General features: G+C 54.5%; 22 protein-coding genes. 9 read left to right on the top strand and 13 right to left on the bottom strand.

Translation table 11 applies throughout. From position 1 onward, the window contains the following. Positions 1-109 precede the first annotated feature (109 nt). Complete coding sequence (locus BF12_RS0103090; protein WP_024950990.1) at positions 110-910, top strand: helix-turn-helix transcriptional regulator; 801 nt, start codon at positions 110-112, stop codon at positions 908-910. A gap of 6 nt (positions 911-916) precedes the next feature. Here the strand turns inward: BF12_RS0103090 and BF12_RS0103085 are convergent, their stop codons facing one another. Continuing rightward, on the bottom strand, positions 917-1489 hold the full coding sequence (locus BF12_RS0103085) for a helix-turn-helix domain-containing protein (protein WP_024950989.1): 573 nt from the start codon (positions 1487-1489) through the stop codon (positions 917-919). A 159-nt stretch (positions 1490-1648) separates the two neighbouring features. Here BF12_RS0103085 and rhtA point away from each other — a divergent pair, with 159 nt between their 5' ends. Both rhtA and BF12_RS0103075 read left to right on the top strand, forming a co-directional pair. Beyond that, a complete protein-coding gene (rhtA, locus tag BF12_RS0103080) occupies positions 1649-2539 on the top strand; it encodes a threonine/homoserine exporter RhtA (RefSeq protein ID WP_035158829.1) in 891 nt (296 codons plus the stop codon). Between the two features lie 111 nt (positions 2540-2650). Continuing rightward, complete coding sequence (locus tag BF12_RS0103075; protein ID WP_024950987.1) at positions 2651-3151, top strand: TspO/MBR family protein; 501 nt, start codon at positions 2651-2653, stop codon at positions 3149-3151. Between the two features lie 136 nt (positions 3152-3287). Here the strand turns inward: BF12_RS0103075 and BF12_RS23080 are convergent, their stop codons facing one another. From BF12_RS23080 to BF12_RS0103055, 6 genes are read right to left on the bottom strand one after another with little or no spacing between them, the layout of a single operon-like run. Continuing rightward, complete coding sequence (locus BF12_RS23080) at positions 3288-4436, bottom strand: ATP-binding cassette domain-containing protein (RefSeq protein WP_211242381.1); 1149 nt, start codon at positions 4434-4436, stop codon at positions 3288-3290. Next, complete coding sequence (locus tag BF12_RS23075; protein ID WP_211242380.1) at positions 4436-4798, bottom strand: ATP-binding cassette domain-containing protein; 363 nt, start codon at positions 4796-4798, stop codon at positions 4436-4438. Before BF12_RS23075 ends, BF12_RS23080 begins: the two co-directional genes overlap by 1 nt. Further along, on the bottom strand, positions 4795-5373 hold the full coding sequence (locus tag BF12_RS18445; RefSeq protein ID WP_211242379.1) for an ABC transporter permease subunit: 579 nt from the start codon (positions 5371-5373) through the stop codon (positions 4795-4797). The genes BF12_RS23075 and BF12_RS18445 overlap by 4 nt, the downstream gene beginning before the upstream one ends. Then, positions 5367-5693, bottom strand: coding sequence for a hypothetical protein (locus BF12_RS22285; protein ID WP_211242378.1), 327 nt, complete (start codon positions 5691-5693; stop codon positions 5367-5369). Before BF12_RS22285 ends, BF12_RS18445 begins: the two co-directional genes overlap by 7 nt. Next, a complete protein-coding gene (locus BF12_RS0103060; protein WP_035158827.1) occupies positions 5690-6616 on the bottom strand; it encodes an ABC transporter permease in 927 nt (308 codons plus the stop codon). The genes BF12_RS22285 and BF12_RS0103060 overlap by 4 nt, the downstream gene beginning before the upstream one ends. Then, positions 6613-8154, bottom strand: a complete 1542-nt coding sequence (locus BF12_RS0103055) for an ABC transporter substrate-binding protein (protein WP_035158825.1) — start codon at positions 8152-8154, stop codon at positions 6613-6615. Before BF12_RS0103055 ends, BF12_RS0103060 begins: the two co-directional genes overlap by 4 nt. A 441-nt stretch (positions 8155-8595) precedes the next feature. Here BF12_RS0103055 and BF12_RS0103050 point away from each other — a divergent pair, with 441 nt between their 5' ends. Beyond that, positions 8596-9180 (top strand): GNAT family N-acetyltransferase, encoded by a 585-nt coding sequence (locus tag BF12_RS0103050; protein ID WP_024950984.1) that lies wholly within the window; start codon positions 8596-8598, stop codon positions 9178-9180. Positions 9181-9432: 252 nt separating this feature from the next. Here the strand turns inward: BF12_RS0103050 and BF12_RS0103045 are convergent, their stop codons facing one another. Beyond that, positions 9433-10275 (bottom strand): alpha/beta fold hydrolase, encoded by an 843-nt coding sequence (locus tag BF12_RS0103045; RefSeq protein ID WP_246116523.1) that lies wholly within the window; start codon positions 10273-10275, stop codon positions 9433-9435. A 166-nt stretch (positions 10276-10441) separates the two neighbouring features. Between BF12_RS0103045 and BF12_RS0103040 the strand changes: the two genes are divergently transcribed. Further along, positions 10442-10747: a 2OG-Fe(II) oxygenase gene (locus tag BF12_RS0103040; RefSeq protein WP_024950982.1), complete on the top strand. Its 306-nt coding sequence runs from the start codon at positions 10442-10444 to the stop codon at positions 10745-10747. 97 nt (positions 10748-10844) lie between these two features. Here the strand turns inward: BF12_RS0103040 and BF12_RS0103035 are convergent, their stop codons facing one another. Together BF12_RS0103035 and BF12_RS0103030 are read right to left on the bottom strand one after the other, a co-directional pair. Continuing rightward, a complete protein-coding gene (locus BF12_RS0103035) occupies positions 10845-12860 on the bottom strand; it encodes a bifunctional 2',3'-cyclic-nucleotide 2'-phosphodiesterase/3'-nucleotidase (RefSeq protein WP_211242377.1) in 2016 nt (671 codons plus the stop codon). Positions 12861-13023: 163 nt separating this feature from the next. Beyond that, positions 13024-14232 carry an MFS transporter gene (locus BF12_RS0103030; protein ID WP_246116524.1) on the bottom strand — a complete coding sequence of 403 codons (1209 nt, stop codon included), beginning with the start codon at positions 14230-14232 and terminating at the stop codon, positions 13024-13026. Between the two features lie 220 nt (positions 14233-14452). Between BF12_RS0103030 and BF12_RS0103025 the strand changes: the two genes are divergently transcribed. The 4 genes from BF12_RS0103025 (at position 14453) to BF12_RS0103010 (ending at position 17514) form a co-directional block, all read left to right on the top strand. After that, positions 14453-15181, top strand: coding sequence for an AraC family transcriptional regulator (locus BF12_RS0103025; RefSeq protein ID WP_211242376.1), 729 nt, complete (start codon positions 14453-14455; stop codon positions 15179-15181). Positions 15182-15252: 71 nt separating this feature from the next. Then, entirely contained in the window at positions 15253-15924 is a 672-nt protein-coding gene (locus BF12_RS0103020) for a CDP-alcohol phosphatidyltransferase family protein (RefSeq protein WP_024950978.1), read from the top strand. Next, positions 15917-16849, top strand: a complete 933-nt coding sequence (locus BF12_RS0103015; RefSeq protein WP_024950977.1) for a phosphatidate cytidylyltransferase — start codon at positions 15917-15919, stop codon at positions 16847-16849. The genes BF12_RS0103020 and BF12_RS0103015 overlap by 8 nt, the downstream gene beginning before the upstream one ends. Positions 16850-16857: 8 nt before the next feature. Beyond that, entirely contained in the window at positions 16858-17514 is a 657-nt protein-coding gene (locus BF12_RS0103010; RefSeq protein WP_024950976.1) for a lysophospholipid acyltransferase family protein, read from the top strand. A 175-nt stretch (positions 17515-17689) separates the two neighbouring features. Here the strand turns inward: BF12_RS0103010 and BF12_RS0103005 are convergent, their stop codons facing one another. The 3 genes from BF12_RS0103005 to bla form a co-directional block, all read right to left on the bottom strand. Beyond that, a complete protein-coding gene (locus BF12_RS0103005) occupies positions 17690-18592 on the bottom strand; it encodes a DMT family transporter (protein ID WP_248623611.1) in 903 nt (300 codons plus the stop codon). Positions 18593-18875: 283 nt separating this feature from the next. After that, positions 18876-19982 carry an NADH:flavin oxidoreductase/NADH oxidase gene (locus BF12_RS0103000; protein ID WP_024950974.1) on the bottom strand — a complete coding sequence of 369 codons (1107 nt, stop codon included), beginning with the start codon at positions 19980-19982 and terminating at the stop codon, positions 18876-18878. A gap of 218 nt (positions 19983-20200) precedes the next feature. After that, on the bottom strand, positions 20201-21136 hold a 936-nt coding region (gene bla, locus BF12_RS0102995), incomplete at its 5' end, for a class A beta-lactamase (RefSeq protein WP_345917347.1).

The raw sequence follows: 21136 nt of genomic DNA, 5'->3' as shown, positions 1-21136 counted from the left end.
CAGGGTTACCCCAGAAAGGGGCCTGCCAACAGCGTACAGACACGGCTCCTCTGCCATGTGCATCATGTGAGCTGCCAAAAGATTCTTGATAAAAGGGACATGCTTCACCATGAGCACCGAAGAATCAGCAGACGTGCTGACCTCGCTCGGATGGCACAGAGACTTCTCGCTACTCCTGCGCGAGCTTGAAAAGGAAACATTCTGGCGCTCGACGAGTCGCGTGCTTTCACGTCATCTGTGTTTCAACACCTGGGTCGCACTGGTATTCCACCGTGATCATCCGCCTACGATTCTGGCAGACAGTGATGAAGATGACGGTGCAGATGAGATGCTCTTCCAGGATTATCAGAAGGGGCTGTATTTATTGGATCCCTTCTATGTTGCAGCGCGTGCGACACCCGTCTGTACATTGGTCACCCTGGACGATGTCGCTCCCGAGCAGTTTACGCAGACCGAATATTACCAACGCTATTTCAGGCGCAATATTGTCGCGGATGAAGTTCAACTAAATCAGCCATTGGAAAATGGCAGTCTCTTGTGTCTCTCACTAGGGTCGGTTGAAACCTTCAATACGGCTGCACTCGGCTTGTTGCAATTGATCCAGCCATGGCTTTGCGAGTTGATGCGACTACGCATTGCCCATGAAACCTCACGAAGCCATCCTCCTCGCGTACATCCCTGGCACCCAATGGGTGATCAACAACTGCCAGGCACCTCACGTCATGGCCTGACCGAGCGTGAACGAGAGGTGAGCCAGTTGATGCTCGGAGGTTGCTCGACCAAGGAAATTGCCCGTCGGCTGGGTATTTCCATTGAAACAGTACGCGCTCACAAGAAGCATCTGTATTCCAAGCTGGGAATTAATACACAGGCCGAGCTGTTTTCGCGTTTCTGGCAGGAGCAACCGTAATCTATCTCAATGCAGCACATTGCGAATGAAACGCAATGTGCCAGTACCAGCATTATGATAACGGTAGGGTTGATCGCTGGGATAGACGTGGAAGTCACCCGCCGCAATCACATGAGTACCTGACTCAAGCTCAAGCGTCAGCTCACCTTCGGTGACCACCAACATCTCGTGCCAGCCCGCTCCGTCGGCTGCACAGAAGTATTCCTCGTCAGGCGCTAGTGTCCAGGCCCATAGCTCGACTTCCTGGGTCGCGGGCTTGCTCGCCAGAAGTACCGCGCGGCTCTCGGGAGTGCTACCCACCCAAGCCACTTCATTAATACGTGCAGAGTCCTGACTCTCCGGTGGCTGTACCAGTGCGTAAAACAGTACGCCCAGCGCTTCAGCCAGTTTATCAAGTGTGCTCAGGCTGACATTGACATCGCCCTTCTCAATATTGACCAACATGCGGCGACTGATGCCCGCCTGCTCCGCCAATAGTTGTTGACTCAATTCGGCTGCCAACCGCAATCGCCGCACATTCGTCGCGACATGAACCAATACATCAGGACGATCTTTACTGTTGTGCAATATATTGCGCATACGTACAATCCTGCTGAGCCTGAGTGCTTGGTGATCAGGTGCTTGGCGAACGAGCCCATCACCATCGAAAGTTCGCCAAGATCCCTTTCATTTCCTGAATCATGCCGCATGTGCCTGTCGCTGGCCATGCCCTACCCTGCCCTGCCAAAGGAGCCCATCATGTCAGCCGCCGTGATCTCGACTTCTCGTCTGTGGCCAGTCGCCATGCTGCTGGTCGCCATGTGTTCCATCCAAAGCGGCGCCTCGCTTGCGACATCACTTTTCCCGATGGTAGGTGCCAGCGGGGCTACTGCCATCCGCTTGCTGATCGCCTCAGCATTGCTATTGGCGATTCTACGCCCGTGGCGCAAGCCGGTAACACGTAAGGCATGGAAGTCGATCACGATCTATGGCATCGCGTTAGGCGTGATGAACCTGCTGTTCTATCAGGCTATCCAGACGGTACCGCTAGGCATCGCAGTCGCACTGGAATTCACCGGCCCACTGGCCGTCGCCCTGCTCAGCTCCCGTCGCTGGTTGGATCTCGGTTGGGTAGCACTGGCAATTCTTGGACTGGTACTGCTCCTGTTACTCGGTGAGGATACGGCAGCACCCATCGATCCGGTCGGTGCTGCCTACGCGCTGGGGGCGGGTGTCTGCTGGGCGCTATATATCTTGTTTGGTCAGAAGGCTGGTGCGGGTAACGGCACGCAAAGTGCTGCACTCGGCATCACCATTGCCGCGATTGTCGTCGCCCCCATAGGCCTGATGGAGGCTGGCACGGCTATTTTCAGCCTGGAGGTGCTCCCCTTGGCACTGGCCGTTGCCGTACTCTCGACCGCATTGCCCTATACGCTGGAAATGTGTGCCATGCCGCGCCTGCCAACGCATACCTTCGGTACGTTGATGAGCCTGGAACCTGCCATCGCTGCAGTATCGGGATTGTTGTTCCTCGGCCAAGAGTTAGGGACGCTACAGTGGCTAGCCATTGGATTAGTGATCACGGCATCAGTGGGCACTACATTGACAGGCAAGTCTCGCGATATCATCGAAGCACCAGTGCCGGATTAATCAAGATAATCTGGCATCCCATGACATCAGAGACAGTCATTTATAGGGCTAGAAGAATGGTATATCGTCATCTGCCTTGCCACGATATTGCTGCGATAAGGAGCGAGTGACATGTCTTCTGTTTCTTCCCCCTCACGCTCTACAGGCCAAATGATTGTATGGTTCGGACTGAGCTTTCTCACGGCGGCAGTCGGAGCGATTGCCTCAGTTGACGCCAAGACCTTCTATGCCAGCCTCACTCAACCTGACTGGGCACCTCCTGCAGGAGCTTTCGGGCCAATATGGACAACGCTCTTCGTGATGATGGCTCTCGCTGCCTGGCTGGTGGTACGTGATGGCAAACAAGCACGTCATCGACGCGCGCTCGGAGTGTTCATCGCACAATTGATCGTCAATGCGCTGTGGAGCTGGCTATTCTTTGCATGGCATCTAGGCGCAGCCGCTTTCATTGATGTTCTGCTATTGTGGGTGCTCATTGCATTCACGCTAGTCGCCTTCTGGCGCATCAAGCCTCTGGCGGGCCTGCTGATGCTGCCTTATCTACTGTGGGTGACACTAGCGAGCGCCCTGACCTGGTCAGTTTGGCAGGCTAACCCAGCACTATTAGGTTGACGGTATGTTTAGCCTGAACTGAGCCACGCGCTTGCCATCGCCGCGGCTCTTACAACAAGCTAGCCCGACCATTGGCCGGGCTAGCTTGTCTCTATCTGTGTGTCCTCATCATCAGGGGGCGCACCTGGCTCTCGCCCTACCATCCATCACAGGTCAACTCCCGCAGTCTTCCCTCTTCGACTACCAGCACGCGATCAGCGACCTTGCGCAGCAGGGCCGTATCATGACTGACCAGCATCAATGCCATCCCCTGCTCACGAACCATCGCGACCATCTGAGCGATCACTTCCTGCTGCACGAGTGGGTCCAGTCGCGATGTCGGCTCGTCGGCGAAGATGAAGCGAGGCTTGATCAGCATCAACTGCAGCAGTGCAAAGCGTTGCAGCTCACCGCCAGATACCTGTCCCGGCAATCGCGCCAACAGTTCTGGTGCCAGGGCCAGTCGCTCCATCAACCCGGGCAATTCACCATCATCGAGCCGGTGGCGTGAAATGATATCTTTCAGCAAGCGGCCCAAGGTGCGATACGGCGGGAAGATCGCGACAGGGTCCTGATACAGCTTCTGATAATGCATTGCCACATCATCACGCAGCACCTGCCCTTCACGGGACGCGAGCAGCCCCAGCAGCGCATCTCCCAACGATGATTTTCCGCAGCCAGATACGCCCTGAATGCCGACTATCTCGCCATTGCTCATACTGAGATTCACGTCACGCAGCAGAGGTTGCTTGCTCCGCGCTACCGTCAGACCCTCGGCACGAATGATGGCCTTGCGGGAGCTAGACTCAGCTGGCGCATCACACATGGAGCGTGGCACCTCAGGCCATGCCTCAGGTGCAGCCGCGATCAGCCGACGAGTATAAGGATGCGTCGGCGCCGCCATGACCTCGCGTGTTTCACCTTGCTCGATGACTTCCCCCTTGCACATCACCATGAGGCGCCCACCAATCTGGCGCGCCAGCGCCATATCATGGGTGATCACCAGCAGACCCGCTCGTGGCGTCTCTGCCAGTGACTTGAGCAGCATGTCGCCAATCTCGCTGACACGTACGGCGTCCAACCCCTTGGTCGGCTCATCGGCAATCAACAATGGCGCTCCACCCGCACGCGCGGCGGCGAACGCCACACGCTGCGCCATCCCGCCAGAAAGCTTGCCGGGCAGCTGCTCGCTGGCTGCGGCGATACCAAGTTGTGCGAGATCCGCCTGAGCAGCTTGACGAGATGCCTGCGCCCCACTCCTTGCCACCAGCCGATAGGCCTCACCGACTTGCTTGACTACTTTCATCAAAGGATCCAACGCAACCATGGCTCCTGTGGGAGTACTGCCATGCGACGCCCCCACAGCGGCTGCCGATTGGTTGGCGTGTGCAACGGGTACTCAGTTCCGTCGAGCCACAAGCTGCCAGAGGCAGCCAGCTCACGTGGCAAAGTCCCCAATAGCGCCTGCGCCAGGAGACTCTTGCCGGACCCTGTCTCACCGATCACCACCAGCGGCTCACCCGCCTGTAGTGAAAGCGACAGCGGCGATAGCAAAGGGGGCTGAGCTGATACTGCGCCCCGCAGCATCACACTGACTGCCTCCGCTTCCAGCACGATGGCCGTCTCGGATGCGTCTGCTGGCTTCACATGCTCTATCACGGCATTCATGCGCGTGCTCCTGCAATATTGCCTGCGGTGGATGCCTTGGTATCGCCACCGGACATCAGCAGCAGTCCCAGTAGAAGCAGAAAAGTGACCAGAACGGGAGCCAGAAGCGCTAAAGGTGCCTCACGCCAGTACGGCAACAGCTCGACCATCATGGTCCCAAGCTCCGGCGTGGGTGCCGGAATACCGACATGCACGAAGCCCAGCGCGGCAATCGCCATCAGCGCATTGGCCATGCCGAAGGCCATCGCCGTCAGCATCACGGGGGCCATCTCTGGCCACAGGTGATGACGAAAACGATAGAACGCCCCGAAACCCAACAGGCGACTGGCCTCGATACCGGGACTTGCCAGCACGCTGCGTCCGGTGGCGCGTGACAGGCGGAAGAATTCGACCCACAGCACCAGCGACAGGCCCAGCCACAGCGCCAGCGGCGTGGACGGCACAATGACGCTGACCATCAGCACCAGTAGCAGCCCGGGCAGAGCCAACAGGCTATCGGCCACGAGATTCAGAAGGCGCTCCACCCAGCCACCACGCCCAGCAGCAAGCAAGCCCAGCGAGATACCCGCTAACACGGCACAGACCACGCTCCCGCCGCGATGGACAATGACAGGCCAAGCGCTGCCACCAGACGGTGATACAGCGAGCGTCCCAGATGGTCGTAGCCCAGTGGGGCCAATGCGACCCCACTCTCTGCCCCTCCGACATTCATGCCTTGCAGTGCACGGTAAAGGTGCTGCTCCAGCGGATCACCCGGTATCACTAGATTGCCCAGCAAGGCCAGCAACACCAGACTCGCGACCAGCCCGGCACCGATCATGTGACGCAGCGACCAGCAGGAGCCCGAGAGGGTTCTTCGCACATGATGCGTTGAAGTCTGTTCAAGCAGGTTCATTGCACACCTCGGGGATCCAGTTGGCGGCCCAGCAGATCAACGAGCAGATTGATCACCACGAAACCGACACCCAGCACCAAAGCAGTGCCCTGCACCATCGGTACATCACGCGAGAAGATGGCATGCACCAACGCATGACCTATCCCTGGCCAGCCGAAGATGCTCTCGATCACGACCACTCCCTCCACCAATGTGACGAACTGCAGGCCCAGGTAGGTCACCAATGGCAACGCGACATGCCGCAGGCCATGCCGCCAGAAGGTCTGCGCAGTGGTGAGCCCCTTCCAGCGCGCGAAGTCGTGAAAGGCGGTTTGCGTCACTGCCGCCATGGCATCTCGCGCCAGGCGAGCTGATACCGCCGCGAGCCCAAGCGCGAGCGTCAGTGCGGGAAGGATGAAGTGCTGAGCCTCGCCATGTCCGGCAGCAGGCAACACCCCCATCTCCACCGCCAACAACAGAATCAATACCAGCGCGAGCAGAAACTGAGGGATGGCGCGCAGTAGACTGCAAACCGCCAGCAGGCAGCGGTCCAGTATGCCTCCGGCACGCAGCCCTGCCAGCAAGCCCAGCGGAGGGCCGATCAACAGTGACAAACCAAGCGCTGCACCTGCCAGTGACAGCGAATTACCCAACTGGTGGCGTATTTCGTTCCAGACCGGCTCACCGGAAATCAGCGATGTGCCCAGTTCAAGCCGCAGGATATCGCCCAGCCAGTAAAGGAAGCTCAGCCCGCCGGAAGACTCCATCCCCATCTCCGCACGCACCGAGGCTGCGGCTGCCGCATCCAGCGCATCGTACCCATAACGGCCAGCGGCGATTCTCCACGAAGCATCCCCCGGCAGACTTTGCATCATCAGATAGCTGGCGCCGCCCACCATCAGCACCACCATCAATAGCTGTAACAAACGTGATGGGATATTCATGGTGCCCACCGCAGATCAGAAAGGCCAAAACTACGCTCCCAGGGGTCTACCTGAGCGCTTTCAAGACGATTCGAGATCGCCAGATTCTGGTAATACCAGGCAATCGGAATCACCGGCAGTGCGTCCTGCAATACGCGACTGGCCTCGCCACGCGGGTCGCGCCCATCATCGGAAGCGCCATGTCCTTCGCGTGCCATTCGGGCAAGATCAGCCGTGAAATCCACGTCATGCCAGCCCATTGCTCCCCAATCGCCACCTGGCGCCTCAGCTGTGCCGGCATAGTCGCTCAGCAAGGTTCCGATGGGGTCTGGCACCAGGGCCAGATTCCGCGCGAACAGGGCGAGTTCAAGACTGCCATCATGATGGCCTGAAGGAATCGCGGAGAAGTTGGTGATATCGAGACGTGTCGCGATACCGATGGCATGGAACTGACGCTCCAGTACCGTGGCCACCAGCGGGAGTTCAGGACGATCAGAGAAGGTGATCAGCGAGACTGCGAGCCGCTGGTCGCCCTTGTGACGAATACCGTCTTCCCCTACCTGCCAACCGGCAGCCTCCAGTGACTCACGCGCCTTGATGACATCCTGATGCAACGCCGGCAGTGCCGCGTTGTGCCAGCCTTCGATCATCGGGGGAAACAGTTGGCTGGCACCTTCGGGATAGCGCAGCACCACCTGAGCGATGGCAGTCCGGTCAATCGCCAGACTCAATGCACGACGGACATCTGGCGAGCTGAAAGCCGCATGATTGGCATTGACTTTGAGCAGCAAGGTACGCGGGGTCGGCGCAGAGGCCAGCGAGACACGAGGTGAATCCCTCAGACGCTGGCGACTGGCAGGGTCCAGAGAATAGGTAAAATCAGCATCACCGCTTTCTGCCATCAGTGCTCGGCCTTCGGCACGACTCACCGCCTGATAGCGTGCGCGCCGTATGTCGGGCTGCTCACCCCAATAATCTGCAAAAGCAGCCACCTCAAGACTCAATGGCGGTGACATGCTCATCATGCGATAAGGCCCGGTACCAATCACGGCAAGCGCAGTCCCTGAGTCGTCATAAGCAGATGGCGCCAATATCTGCTGACGGTAATCGGCTAGATACGCAGGGAGCGCTGCGAATGGTTCACTCAAGTGAATCAACAAGGTGTCACCCTGAGCCACGATGTCGGTCACGGGGACCGACTTGAGCAACCCCGGCTTTGCACGCGCTATCTCAAGAGCCTGCACCGCCGCTTGGGCCGTCAAGAGACTGCCATCATGAAATTTCACCTTGGAGCGCAACGTGAATTTCCATATCAGGCTGTCATCACTCACCGACCACTCAGTCGCCAGCCCAGGCCGCAGCTGTCCCGTGGCATCCACATCCACCAGCGTCTCCACCATCTGCATCCGTTGGAACAGGATACCGCTGAGCAGCGGGTCTGCCCCTTTGATGTCGAACGGTGCGACGATTTCCAGTCTCCGCACAGCACTTTCTCGTGATGAGAGTGCCTCCCCTTCTGCTGCATGTACCGCCGGTGTCAAACCAGCGCTCATTGTCATCACTGCCAGCCATGACCACCGGGAAGCCTTGCTGGACAACGTCTGCCGCCAACTGTGCAGAAAATGGAGTTGGCCGAGCTTGATTGATCCAGCGGAGAAAGGCGTGGCTAGCGGCCGACCAGAAAATCGTCCACGGTGACACCATCGGAACCTTGAAAGGCTGTTGAACATCTGCATTGCGCATCCTGAAAATTAGCTTCACTGCTACCGCTCAAGGAACGCCAGCCAAGAAACGCAATGTTATAGTATAACTAACACATTCTAGCAACCATCGACTTCACTTCGGGTACTGGACAGACATTCACTTGTCAGAAAACCCACAAAACCTGAAGATGGTGTGCTTATATCAGTGTGTACTAACTGACTAGAGAGTCAGTCTGCATCATAGATATCGCGTTGGACAATTTTCCCCGTACAAACTCCAATGAAAACGGAAGGATCATGGATGATCTCAGCATTACCCCAATCAACGACACACCGGCCAACCGCTATCTAATCGATGCGGCACAGCGCCTGTGTTGTGGCAACATGCTCGTGACGTACAAACGGCATGGCCTCCACTGGAACGAGGATCAGTTCAAGGAGAAGTGGCAGGACAACAAGAATTTCGCGATACGCATCAATGGTGAGTGGATCGGTTTTCTTAGCCTGAAAATCCTGACTGATATGCTATATCTACGTGATCTGCAGCTCTTGCCTGACTGGCAACGGCGCGGCGTTGGTTCAGCATGTCTGGAATGGCTGATTTCCCTTGCTCGCCAGCCAGAGATCAGCCTGCAAACAGTAGATACTCATGAAATGAAAATACAGAAACACGCCAGATCACTACGACTGCGAGTCTTTTCTGATAGCCCCGCGCTAGCGCTTTATGAGCGTCATGGCTTTGAGCAGGTCAGCGAGCAATGCACACCGACTCGAGCCGGTGGCATCCTCGCACTGCAGCATAACCCTCACTCTACTGTCTCGACTCAGGTCATAGCGGATAGCACTCTTCATACTGACAGCGATGTGAAAGCTAGCGTGTAACAAGCAACATTGGTAGCACAGAGTCTGTCTGAAATATTCACGCAACAGCCACATTACCCTCAACAAGAAGCAGATCTAGCAAGAGAGTAGTTCAGCTTCGCTGCGCACACGGACGTAATTCAGCGACCCAGCAGTCAGAAGTGATACCTATAAAAAACGCCAACGCCCAGTCAATTGACTGCGTTGGCGTTCATGATGAGCGAGTAGTAATCACACGCCCTCTAGATCATTGCCCTGAACATTGCGACTCGATCAACGCGCCAGGAATTCCAGAATATAACGAGTCGTTTCTTGCGGTTTTTCATCCGTTACCCAGTGACCCGCATTCTCGACCCAGACAAGCTCAGCACCTGGAATAGCCTCTGCCAACATGGGTCCATAATCCGGCTTCTGAAAGCTATCCTTGTCTCCCCACAGTACCAAGGTGTCAATCTCGATATTCTTGAGGTCACCGGCGATCGCTTCAGTGTATTCCTTGTTGAGCCGGCGCATGTTGCGGAAGAAGGCTGCCTTGCCTTCAGCGCTGTTCCATTGTGCGACATAACGCTCGACCATTTCTTCAGTGGCCACTGCCGGATCATACACACCGCTCGGCATGAAGCCGCGCATGGTGCTGATGAACTCTTCGACACTGGTCGCCTCTTCAACGCCCGGCTCCAGCAATTGCTTGAACTCCGGAATCGGCCAGGAATCAAAACACACGCTATCAATCAACACCTGACGACGTATACGTTCAGGATGGTTGACCGCCATCAGTTGACCAATACCGCCACCAATATCGTGTGAAACGACGTCGGCACGTGCGATACCCAATGCATCCATCAATTTGATGAAAATACGCGTTTGAGCGTTGATGGAAACATCAGCGTCCAGCGGCATATCCGACTCACCATAGTTGAGCATATCCGGCGCAATGACACGATAGTGCTTGGCCAGCTCCGGCATCACTTCACGCCACATCAGCTTGTTGGTTGGAATACCGTGAATCAACAATAATGGTTGGCCTTCGCCCATTTCCTTGTAAGCAATGCGGTGTCCTTCGATCATTGCATATTGCGTTTCAAGGGCTTCCATCTGCGTGTTGGCGTTAGTCATCATTACCTCTTCTGGCAAAAGAACTTCAATCACTACAAGCCGTTGTGCGCTTGCATCATGAACGTGAGGTCACCTTAACCCGCTATTGAGCGGTCACTCAAGAACAATTTTGATCAATCACTCAAAATAGGGTCTAATATGTTCATCCAATTTCAGGGAAACGCCCATGGCCCGTGTCATCAACCGCAGTCTGCTCGACTTTCCTCGCTTGACGATCAACCTTGTGACCTACCCCGAAGGCCACAGTGTCATGCGTCACAATGATCCGATGGGAAGCGGCAGTTATTACAAGTTCAATGTCGTTCTCAAGAAGCCTGCACAAGGCGGTATCTTTGAAACCGATGACACCATCTTCTCGCTATTTGATCGCATCGTATTCTTCAGACCAGACCTTCATGAACACAGCGTCAGCCGTATCGAACAAGGTAAGCGCGTGCTGTTGAGCATTGCTCTGCATGCGCCGTGGCGCTGATCCGAATGGACAAATGGACAGCGAGTTGGCAGCCACACACCAAAACGCCAGTCAGCAAAGGCCGACTGGCGTTCTGACACGGGCTTGCCCTTGAGAACTAGGGCATCTTGTCCAGACCGACGCGATAGAGTGCAAAGCCAGCCTCATCTTCCCCTACCTGCGTCATCGGATAGACGGCGTGCGAATCAATGAATTCAGCCGCCTGATCCCCATTGGCAGTAGTGAAGCGGATATCCAATGCAGTATCGGCATTGATCGAGGCCAAGCGCCAGTTATGGTCAGCGGTAGGATCAACCGCGCCCTGTTCCTTTGTCTGATGACTGATGTATTGCGCAAGAATGGTGCGATTCTCGTCCGGTGAGGCAAAGACAACATGCGACTCACCAGTCCCGGGGAAGGTCTCGCCATAAGCACGATAGTTGTTGGTCGCCAACAGGAAGGTATCGTCATCCTGTACTGGCTTGCCATCACGCATCAACGAGTTGATACGATGTGACCCAGGGTTGACCAACGCACAGTCACCGTCGTAACGCGCAGGCTGCGTGACATCTACCTGATACTCCACCCCATCAATGACATCGAAGTTGTAGCTGCGGAACCCTTCCCAGTTGATCAGCATCTGCGGCTCACTGCGTTGCGGATCAATCTGATTGAACTGGCCGGCGCTACACTCCAGCCATTCGCGCACCTGCTGACCCGTGACTTTCAGGGTGACCAGGGTATTGGGATACAGATAAAGGTCTGCCGCATTACGGAAGCTGAGCTCGCCCGCCTCCATCTCGGTGAATTGGGTCGGATCATTATGCCGTCCGCCCACCTTGAAAGGCGCTGCTGCTGACAGAATCGATAGTCCCTCGAGATCAGGATCTCCCTCGACGAAGCGTTCGACATAATCAGCCTGAGCACGATTGACGATCTGGATGGTAGGATCATCCTGCACCAACGCGAGATAGCTTTTCATCGAGGCGCTGGCACGACCAATATCTCGATTGACGTACTCGCGCGTGGCATCGTGCTCTGGCTTCACCAAGGCAGCCAACTTGGCATCCTCCTCCACCTGAGGCTTGCCGTCGACTTGTATGGGACGTGCCTGTGCCTTGCCATCGATGACCTGCCATTTCCCGGAGTCATTGCTCAACGTCAGGTCCATCACCCCGACGTGGCTCCCCCAATGTCCCGGCATCATCGCAGGTACGCCATTGAGCGTCCCTCTAGCGATATCAGCCCCCGGTACCTCAGCAAATTCATCGCTGGGGAAGACAGCATGCGCATGCCCAAAAGCAATGCCATCGATACCCTTGACCTGAGACAGGTAATAGACCGAATTCTCGGCCATCACACGATAAGGGTCCGTCGAGATACCGGAGTGCGGAATGGCGATCACCACGTCAGCACCTGCCTTTCGCATCTCGGGCACCCAGCGACGCGCACTGACCGTAATGTCTTCCGCGGTCAAACGCCCTTTGAGATGTTTGCTATCCCACGTCATGACCTGCGGCGGAGCAAAGCCGATGTAGCCAATCTTCAACGCATGGGCATCGTCATTCGTATCGGTGAAAGTATGCGCAATGATCCGATAGGGAGTGAAGTAAGGCTTGCCCGTTTTTGCATCCAGCAGATTGGCATTCACATAAGGGAACTGCGCACCAGCCAGAACACGCTTGAGATACTCAAGCCCGTAGTTGAACTCGTGATTACCGATATTGCCGACATCGTAATCAAGCTGATTCATGACCTTGTAGGCAGGAAAGACCTCGTCATCCTTTAGCCCTTCATCCGCCATGTAATCGCCCATCGGACTTCCCTGAATCAGGTCACCATTATCGAGCAAGACACTGTTAACAACCTCGCTTCGCGCTTGTGTGATAAGACCAGCGGCCCGTACCAGGCCAATACGCACACTGGGGCGATCCTTGTAGTAATCGAAGTCCATCACATTGGCATGAATGTCAGTCGTTTCGATCACTCTCAGCGAAAGCGTGGCGGCAGTCGCCGAGATGCTGACAGTCATCGCAACACCTAGACTCGCCAAGGCCCAATAGGTGGGGATCAGGCGCGTATGGCTTGGCACACGAGTCTTCGTTGAGCGAGGCATTTGGGCAATGGGTGACATTCAAGACATCCTTGTCATGATAAACGGGCAAGAGAGAATACCAGTCGCAAGATAGTCCAATATCGAGACCTGACCAGATGATCAGTAAATCTTCTTCGATATTACCTCTCAGTGCTACCCTCTCAAACAAAGAAAGACTCAAGGTGGAGCGCTAACGCTAATGCTATTCAGGTAACTGGAGATTACGTCCTGCCAGGAAGCCAAAGCAGGCCATCAGAGCACAAGCCCCTACGCATACCATGAGAGCTAACTGCCAGTTACCGAACCAATCGTGCATGCCACCGATAATCGGCGGCCCCATCGCGGCGACCAGATAGCCTACCGTTTGCGCCATGCTTGATAGCGATGCTGCCTGGCTGGAATTACGAGAACGCATGCCGACAAAAGACAGCGCCAGGATAAAGGCCGCTCCAGCACCACCACCAATCAGTATCACCCACGCAAGCGCCCACTCAGGGGCCAATAACAGCCCGATGAAGCCGGCCAGAGACATGCCAGGCGCCAGACAGGCAATCATCCGCTGATCCTTGAGGCGTGGCATCAAGGGAACCAATACCAAGCCAGGAACGGCGGATGCCAGCTGTAAAACACCATGTAGCGAACCCGCCTGCTCCGCCGTAAAGCCACTATCCGCCAATATCGTCGGTAGCCAGCTATTAACGGTGTAATACACCAGTGAATTGAACCCCATGAATATCGTCACTTGCCAGGCAAGTGGAGACTTCCAGATGCTTGTACTCCGTGCGACAGGCGCACAAGCGATGAGAGGAGCCGTACGGCTTGATAATTGCGGCCACCACACGAGCATGGTGATGATAGGTAACACCAACATCGCAACCAGTGCGAACCTCCAACCCGAGGTCGTCGCTTGTTCCAGCGGAATCGCTGTCGAAGACGCAATCGCTGCCATGATGCCCATGGTCAGGACATAACAGGAGGTCAACAAGGCGATGTGATTGGGGAAGTCTCGCTTCACAAGGCTAGGCAGCAGCACGTTACCTATAGCAATACCCGCACCAACCAATGCCAGACCAAGATAGAGGGCCAGCACTGAACCTTGGGCACGCAGTACAATGCCTAGCGCGATAATGAGCAACGCTAGAAAAGCACTACGCTCAAGTCCCAGTCCTCGTGCCAGACGTGGCACCAACGGGGAAACAATCACGAAAGCCAGTAACGGCAGAATCATTAACAAACCTGCCGCGGTAGCGTTAAACCCCAGCGCCTGCTGCAAACTCTCCAGCAGCGGCGCTACGCTGGTGAAAGGCGCACGCAAGTTCATCGCAATCAACAAGATACCCGCAACCAACACCGCTGGGTGATGTCCCCATCGTCGAGAAGGCATTACACGAGTACAGGAAGTATCAGACATTTCGAATTCTCATTTTCAAAGTCAGTCAGGCACACGATAGGAGTGTAACCATCACAACTTCGCCTGAATTAAGCCATAATGACTTTAGATACCTAAAAACTGACAATCTACTGACACCATGATCGACTTATCCCGTGAGACATCTTTCCTCTGTCAATTTGATCCTGACCAGACCAACACTCCGGGCATCGCATTGCATGTCGATTCAGAACGACAAGCGATGGAGCTGCCCTTTCATCAACATCGCAAGGGCCAGCTGGTCATCGCTCTACATGGCGTCGTGACCTGTCGAGTGCCGGACGGTCTCTGGATGGTACCGCCACGCAGTGGGGTCTGGATTCCCGGTGGCGTCGCCCATAGCAATCGTGTCACGCGTGGTGGACGCCTCTGCTTTCTATTCGTGGAGCCCGGTATCATTGAAATGCCGAGCCACAGTTGCACTCTTTCCATCTCTCCCCTGCTGAGGGAGCTCGTACTGCGTTTGGCAGACATTCCCGTGAATGACCTTCCAGTGAAAGGCGCGACTGACAATCCCATCGGACGCTTGGTATCGGTACTGCTGGAGGAATTGGTACACATGCCAGCAGAACGCTTGCACTTGCCTCTGCCAAATGATCCTCGCCTCATCCGTATCAGCGAGGCCTTGATCAGCGCCCCAGATGACCGTCGAACGCTAAAAGAATGGGCAAGTGGGCTCGCGATGAGCGAACGCACCCTCGCACGTCTTATTCAGCGAGATACTGGACTCACCTTCAGCCGCTGGCGCCAACAGCTGCATCTGATCGTGGCGATTCGCCATCTCGCCGAAGGCATGAGCGTGCAGCGTGTCTCCGAAGAAATCGGCTATCAGTCCGTCAATGCTTTCATCAGCATGTTCAAGAAATTATTGGGGGCTACGCCTGCGCGTTATGTCATCACTCCCGGTGACAATAGATCCTTGAACGAGTAAGATATTAAAATAACAATCATCTTTACCAAATAATACCAGCGCTATCTTTAAACACTCGATAAGGACATGCAATGAGCGACATGGATGGACGGCGTCCACTTAAAATACGCAACATCAAATTAATGAATACTATCGCCATCGTGCTGAGTCAACGAAACATCACTCCCAATCAAATTTCGATGACAAGTATTATCTTTGCGCTATTATGTGGACTCTGTTTACTCGCCATTGGTGCAGGATACAGTATATGGTGGAGCTGGCTTGCCGCACTCTTTGTGCAATGTCGCCTATTATGTAATCTTTTCGATGGCATGGTAGCGATGGAAGGAGGAAAATCAACGCCTTCGGGCGAGTTATTCAATGACATCCCGGACCGAATTGCTGACCCCCTTATTCTCGTCTCTGCCGGTTATGCTATCGCCCTTTTCCCATGGGCTATTGAATTCGGTTGGCTAGCAGGTCTCCTGGCCGTCAAAACAGCCTACGTGCGTACATTAGCCAGCTCCATTGGAGCACCCACCTTGTTCACAGGTCCGATGGCCAAGCAACACCGGATGGCGGTCATGACGATCGGGTTACTGGTGATGCCACTAGAATCTCTCTGGTTCGGCACTCAAGGTTACGTATTGTTGATCGCATTGATCATCGTTAATCTCGGCTCGCTGCTGACTCTTTATTACCGTGCGCGAGATGCTTATCAATACCTTGAATCAGCCTCTCCTCAGGAGTCGCGTCATGTTTGACATACCTCTTCACTCTCTTTACATGATGCTGTTTGTCGTCGGTCTTCTCATTATTGCCTCGTTCGCACGATGGAGCATAAAACGTAAAAAGCCACATGCTGACCATACTGAACTAAAGCAGAGAATTCAGTCTTGGTGGTGGATGATCGCTATCCTCTTCGGGATTTTGGTTGCGTCAGATACGGTCTCTATCGTCTTTTTCGCGTTGCTAAGCTTCCTCGCACTGAAAGAATTCTTTTCAATCATGCCCACACGACAAGCTGATCGACGGATATTACTGTGGGCCTATTTGGCGATACCCATCCAATATTATTGGGTTGCGACGGAATGGTATGGCATGTTCCTGATATTCATCCCTATTTATGTATTCTTGTTCCTACCAATGAGAGCTGTTTTCGTAGGAGAAACCAGCGGCTTCATACGCTCTCTTGGGACGATACACTGGGCTGTCATGCTGTCGGTATTATGCATCAGCCATATTGCCTACCTGCTACAACTGCCCGTCAAAAATGAGCAGGCTGGTGGACTGGGGCTTGTATTGTTCTTGATATTCATCACGCAATTCAATGATGTATGCCAGTATATCTGGGGAAAGACATTAGGGAAGCATAAGATCATCCCCAAGGTCAGCCCTAAAAAGACGTGGGAAGGATTCATTGGCGGCGTCATTACAGTCACTATCATCTCAGGAATGCTCGCTCCCTATCTAACCCCCTTGACGACAGGGCAAGGCTTTATTGCAGGCGCTCTGATAGCTATCAGTGGATTCATTGGCGATGTAGTTATTTCATCAGTAAAGCGAGACTTAGCCATCAAGGACAGCGGAACACTAATTCCAGGGCATGGCGGACTGCTGGATAGAGTGGACAGCCTCATTTATACAGCTCCATTATTTTTCCACTTCCTTTACTACACCCACTATTGAGAATTTCCATGAATCGTATTCTAAAAATACTCTTTTTTGGATTGTTCATAAAACCTATTGTCTTGCTAGGACTGGGATTGAATGTATTCTTCAAATTCAGACTCCCACAGACAGGCCCTGCCATCATCGTCGCCAATCACAATAGCCACCTGGATACAATGGTGCTGATGAGTCTCTATCCTCTCAGCCAGATCCATAGAGTCAGACCTGTTGCGGCGGCAGATTATTTTCTGGCAAACAGATACATTGCGTGGTTCTCATTGAATGTCATCGGTATCATTCCTATTACACGCAGCCAGATAACAGACAAGACAGTACTATTCGACAAGTGTTATCAGGCACTAGACAATGGCGATATACTATTGATATTTCCAGAAGGTTCACGAGGTGCCCCCGAGCAATTGAGTGCATTGAAAAAAGGAATCTACCATCTCGTCAAAGCACGCCCTGACGTCAACGTCGTGCCTGTCATGCTACATGGCCTAGGACGTGCGCTTCCTAAAGGCGAAGCAATTCTGGTGCCCTTCAATTGTGATGTCGTGATCGGCGAGTCTCTACCTTTCATCGAGGATTCCCCGCGATATATCGCCTCAATATCCGACGCCCTCAATACTCTGCTGGCACTGTGCTTGACGCGTCAGGCCGTTGTGGAGGACGACGAGTAGCGCTCCAGCGCGTTGTCTTTATCAAGAAATGCCCCCTCAGCATCATGCTTCATGCCATGAGTGAACATCTCCTATCGCCTGAATGAAAAATAGGTCATTGAACAAAAAACAGGAATGTCGTGAAATGCGCCACTCCTGTTTCAAGAGTAATGAGACACTCAGTCAACAAGCACTATTACTTGCTTGTGATATCCAATCGAGTTATCGGTGCAACGGTATTGCTGTCCTTCTGGGTCAGAATATAAATCCCACTCAGGATGATCACACTAGCCCCAATGAGCGTCATGGCGTCAGGCGTCTCGTTAAAGACCACTACTCCTAATATCAGCGCAAACAATAGTCGTGTATAGCGAAATGGCGTCACAATTGAGACCGCTCCCTTACGCATGGCAATAGTCAGGGCGTTATAGGCCATGACCCCAAAGACCACGATGCCTGCGATCAACCAGGCCGCTTCTGACGCAAAGCGAAATGGTGCTGGCTGGTACAGCTCAAACAGAATGCCTGCGGGAATCAAGGCAAGAAAACCATAGATCCCCAGCTGCACATTGGAAATGGTCGAAGAAGCGCCTCGCGTGGCCAGATCTCGTCCTGCAAAGCCTAGTGTGCTGATCACAGCGAACAATGAGGCAGCATTGAAGCTATCGAGGCCCGGGCGCACGATCATCAATACCCCGATGAAACCAATGCCAATGGCTAGCCAGCGCTTCACGCTGACCGATTCTCCAAAGATCAGTGCTGCTCCCAAGACCACGACAAGCGGCGTTGCCTGCAAAATGGCGGATGCACTGGATAATGGTGTCAACGTGATGGCCAGTGCGAAACATAGCCGGGCGGTTATTTCGCATGCGACACGAATGAAGATAGGACGAGAGAAAATAGCGAGGGGCACGAGAGTTTCCCGTCGACGCCAGGTAAGCACCATGAAAATCGACATACCCCCCAAGCCAAACATGATCAGTAGAATACCGATAGAGGTATAATCCGCCGCCAGTTTGAACAGCATATCCTCAACGGAAAATGCAGCCATTGCTAAAATCATGAATAGGCTACCACGTGTATTATCCAATCGAATCACCTCCAAGCATGATATTTTTATCGTTATCAATGGCCCATTCTTGACCCACTATACCTTCCATCATTCGTGCCACACGCCCATGACATATCTTTAATTATTACAGGCTGCCTAGTCGCCATTGAACACCTTCTTGAATGGCCTGCGATAACGTCGCATCGAAATATCCACTCACTTCTAGATGACTCAAAGGTGTCTCAGCGACTCCATGCAACGCAAAGCGCCCGCGGCACTGAGAATATCATCACGTGCCGCGGGCGCTCTTGCTAGTAAAAAACCTCGAGGATCAGTCCTGCTGATTTTCCAGCAAATGCTTCAGACCATGTGGCTGACACCGCAGATACTGCGGAGATGCCTTGAGTGTCTCGCCCAACGCTGCAGCGGCGTGCCATGGCCAACGTGGGTCATAAAGAATGCCACGTGCCAGCGCCACCGCATCGGCACGCTCATTGCTCAGCAAATCTTCTGCTTGTTGCGGCTCCGTGATCAGCCCTACCGCAATGACCGGCATCACGACATGCGACTTCAGTGCCTCTGCATGCGGTACCTGGTAATTGGGCTCAACCGGTATCTGCTGCTGTTCACTCAAACCACCGCTGGACACATGCAGATAATGGCAGCCACGAGTGTCCAGCTGTTTGGCAAGCTCGATGCTTTGTGCCAGATCCCATCCTCCTTCGACCCAATCCGTGGCACTGATGCGGACACCTAGCACGATGTGATCTGGAATCGAGGCACGCACGGCATCGAAGATATCCAGTGTCAGGCGCATGCGGTTTTCGAGTGTGCCGCCATAGGCGTCTTCACGCTGATTGCTCAAGGGCGACAGGAACTGATGCAAAAGATAGCCATGTGCCGCATGCAACTCGATGCCCTCAAGTCCTGCATCGACAGCACGCCGCGCTGCCAGAACAAAGTCTTCGATGGTCCGAGCAATCTGCTGAGCCGTCATGGCCTCTGGCAGCGGCCCCCCTTCACTGAAGGGAATGGCGCTGGGTGCAAGCGTCTGCCAGCCATTGTCCTGTTCCGGGGAAATGGCTGCCCCGCCATCCCAAGGTTTCTGACATGATGCCTTGCGCCCTGCATGGCCTATCTGCACAGCCAGTGGCATCGGTGAATAGCGGCGAATGTTATCGACCACCGTCTTCATTGCGTCACGTGTCGCATCATCCCAAAGCCCAACATCACCTTGGGTAATGCGCCCTTCAGGGGTGACGGCACTAGCTTCAAAGATCAACAGGCCAGCGCCAGACTGAGCAAGACTGCCCAAGTGTTGATCATGCCAAGCCTGCATGTGCCCGTCTTCGGCAGAGTACTGGCACATGGGGGCAATGATAATGCGGTTATTCAGCGTGACTGGCCCCAGGCGCAGTGGGGAGAATAATGTGGACATGATGATTCCCTGAAGATGACGAAGCGAAAAGAAGACAGGAAAGCCTACGACCTCAACGACAACGGGGATGGCGTTGATCGCCATCCCCGTATTTCCTGATGCATATACAACAGATGCGGGCATTCATGCCTTCTCACAAGGCACCTTGCGCGCCCATAGGGCAACTGTTCGTTGCCGGAGGTGAGCCGGACTCTCTACCTGCTATTCTGCCGCCCCCCTTAACGCTGCTGTGTCTGGCTGACCAACAGGCGCCCAATGTCTGCAATCGCCGCATTACGCTCGGCGATACTGGCAGTACTTTTCGTGAGATAGACCGCGACGATCAGTGGAGCATTTCCTGGCGGCCAGATGATCGCGATATCATTGTTGGTGCCATATCCCCCGCCGCCAGTCTTGTCGCCGATCTGCCAGTCAGCAGGCAAGGCAGCACGCAACTTGTCGTCACCCGTGGTATTGGCCAGCAACCAACCTTGCAGCTTGAGTCGCGAGGTTTCTGATAGCGCATCCCCCAGCAGCAGCTTCTCCAACGTCATCACCATGGCAGTGGGTGTCGTGGTATCTCGCACATCGCCTGGAGTCGCTTCGTTGAGCGCGGTCTCGGTGCGATCCAGTCGCGTCTTCTCATCTCCCAGCGAACGCAGATAGCCGGTCAATCCTTGCGGCCCACCCAAGGCGGCAAGAATCAAATTACCTGCGGTGTTATCACTGGTAGTGATAGTTGCGCTACACAGCTCGGAGAGTGTCATGCCATCACCCTCGGTTTGCGTCTCCGTTACCGGCGAGTAGGTCACAACATCGTCCGGCATGATCTTTACCTTGCGCTGCAGAGACTCTTGCTTGTCATCCACCAATGCCAGCAGACTGCCGCACGCCAATGCTTTGAAGGTGCTGCTCATCGGAAACCGCTCGTCGCCACGATAACTGAAGCGAGAACCATCCGCGGTATCCAGTACGGTCACACCAATACGTGCATCCACCTTTTTCTCAATCGCGCGAAGTGCCTCCTGGGACAGTCCACTCGACGTCTGAGCAACGGCAGGCACGGATAACAGCGCCACGACGCTCATCAGTGCAATACGTGAGAGAAATCGGCTTGTCAGGCCTCGCGAATGGCCTACCGATGTAGACGCCGTATCCCCCAGTGTCAGGATGAG

The organism is Cobetia crustatorum, assembly GCF_000591415.1.
GTDB classification, from domain to species: domain Bacteria; phylum Pseudomonadota; class Gammaproteobacteria; order Pseudomonadales; family Halomonadaceae; genus Cobetia; species Cobetia crustatorum.
The sequence above is the reverse complement of the archived record's forward strand: the minus strand, read 5'-3'. Positions and strand labels throughout refer to the sequence as shown.

Bases quoted from the DNA above. Each gene is read 5' to 3' on its own strand.
- BF12_RS0103045 (WP_246116523.1), bottom strand. From the start codon at position 10,275: ATGACTAACGCCAACACGCAGATGGAAGCCCTTGAAACGCAATATGCA.
- BF12_RS22285 (WP_211242378.1), bottom strand. From the start codon at position 5,693: ATGAACCTGCTTGAACAGACTTCAACGCATCATGTGCGAAGAACCCTC.
- BF12_RS0103055 (WP_035158825.1), bottom strand. From the start codon at position 8,154: ATGACAATGAGCGCTGGTTTGACACCGGCGGTACATGCAGCAGAAGGG.
- BF12_RS0103010 (WP_024950976.1), top strand. From the start codon at position 16,858: ATGAATCGTATTCTAAAAATACTCTTTTTTGGATTGTTCATAAAACCT.
- BF12_RS0103090 (WP_024950990.1), top strand. From the start codon at position 110: ATGAGCACCGAAGAATCAGCAGACGTGCTGACCTCGCTCGGATGGCAC.
- BF12_RS0103035 (WP_211242377.1), bottom strand. From the start codon at position 12,860: ATGTCACCCATTGCCCAAATGCCTCGCTCAACGAAGACTCGTGTGCCA.
- BF12_RS0103015 (WP_024950977.1), top strand. From the start codon at position 15,917: ATGTTTGACATACCTCTTCACTCTCTTTACATGATGCTGTTTGTCGTC.
- rhtA (WP_035158829.1), top strand. From the start codon at position 1,649: ATGTCAGCCGCCGTGATCTCGACTTCTCGTCTGTGGCCAGTCGCCATG.
- BF12_RS0103050 (WP_024950984.1), top strand. From the start codon at position 8,596: ATGGATGATCTCAGCATTACCCCAATCAACGACACACCGGCCAACCGC.
- BF12_RS0103040 (WP_024950982.1), top strand. From the start codon at position 10,442: ATGGCCCGTGTCATCAACCGCAGTCTGCTCGACTTTCCTCGCTTGACG.
- BF12_RS23075 (WP_211242380.1), bottom strand. From the start codon at position 4,798: ATGAATGCCGTGATAGAGCATGTGAAGCCAGCAGACGCATCCGAGACG.
- BF12_RS0103025 (WP_211242376.1), top strand. From the start codon at position 14,453: ATGGAGCTGCCCTTTCATCAACATCGCAAGGGCCAGCTGGTCATCGCT.
- BF12_RS23080 (WP_211242381.1), bottom strand. From the start codon at position 4,436: ATGAAAGTAGTCAAGCAAGTCGGTGAGGCCTATCGGCTGGTGGCAAGG.
- BF12_RS0103075 (WP_024950987.1), top strand. From the start codon at position 2,651: ATGTCTTCTGTTTCTTCCCCCTCACGCTCTACAGGCCAAATGATTGTA.
- BF12_RS0103000 (WP_024950974.1), bottom strand. From the start codon at position 19,982: ATGTCCACATTATTCTCCCCACTGCGCCTGGGGCCAGTCACGCTGAAT.
- BF12_RS0103030 (WP_246116524.1), bottom strand. From the start codon at position 14,232: ATGTCTGATACTTCCTGTACTCGTGTAATGCCTTCTCGACGATGGGGA.
- BF12_RS0103020 (WP_024950978.1), top strand. From the start codon at position 15,253: ATGAGCGACATGGATGGACGGCGTCCACTTAAAATACGCAACATCAAA.
- BF12_RS0103060 (WP_035158827.1), bottom strand. From the start codon at position 6,616: ATGAATATCCCATCACGTTTGTTACAGCTATTGATGGTGGTGCTGATG.
- BF12_RS0103085 (WP_024950989.1), bottom strand. From the start codon at position 1,489: ATGCGCAATATATTGCACAACAGTAAAGATCGTCCTGATGTATTGGTT.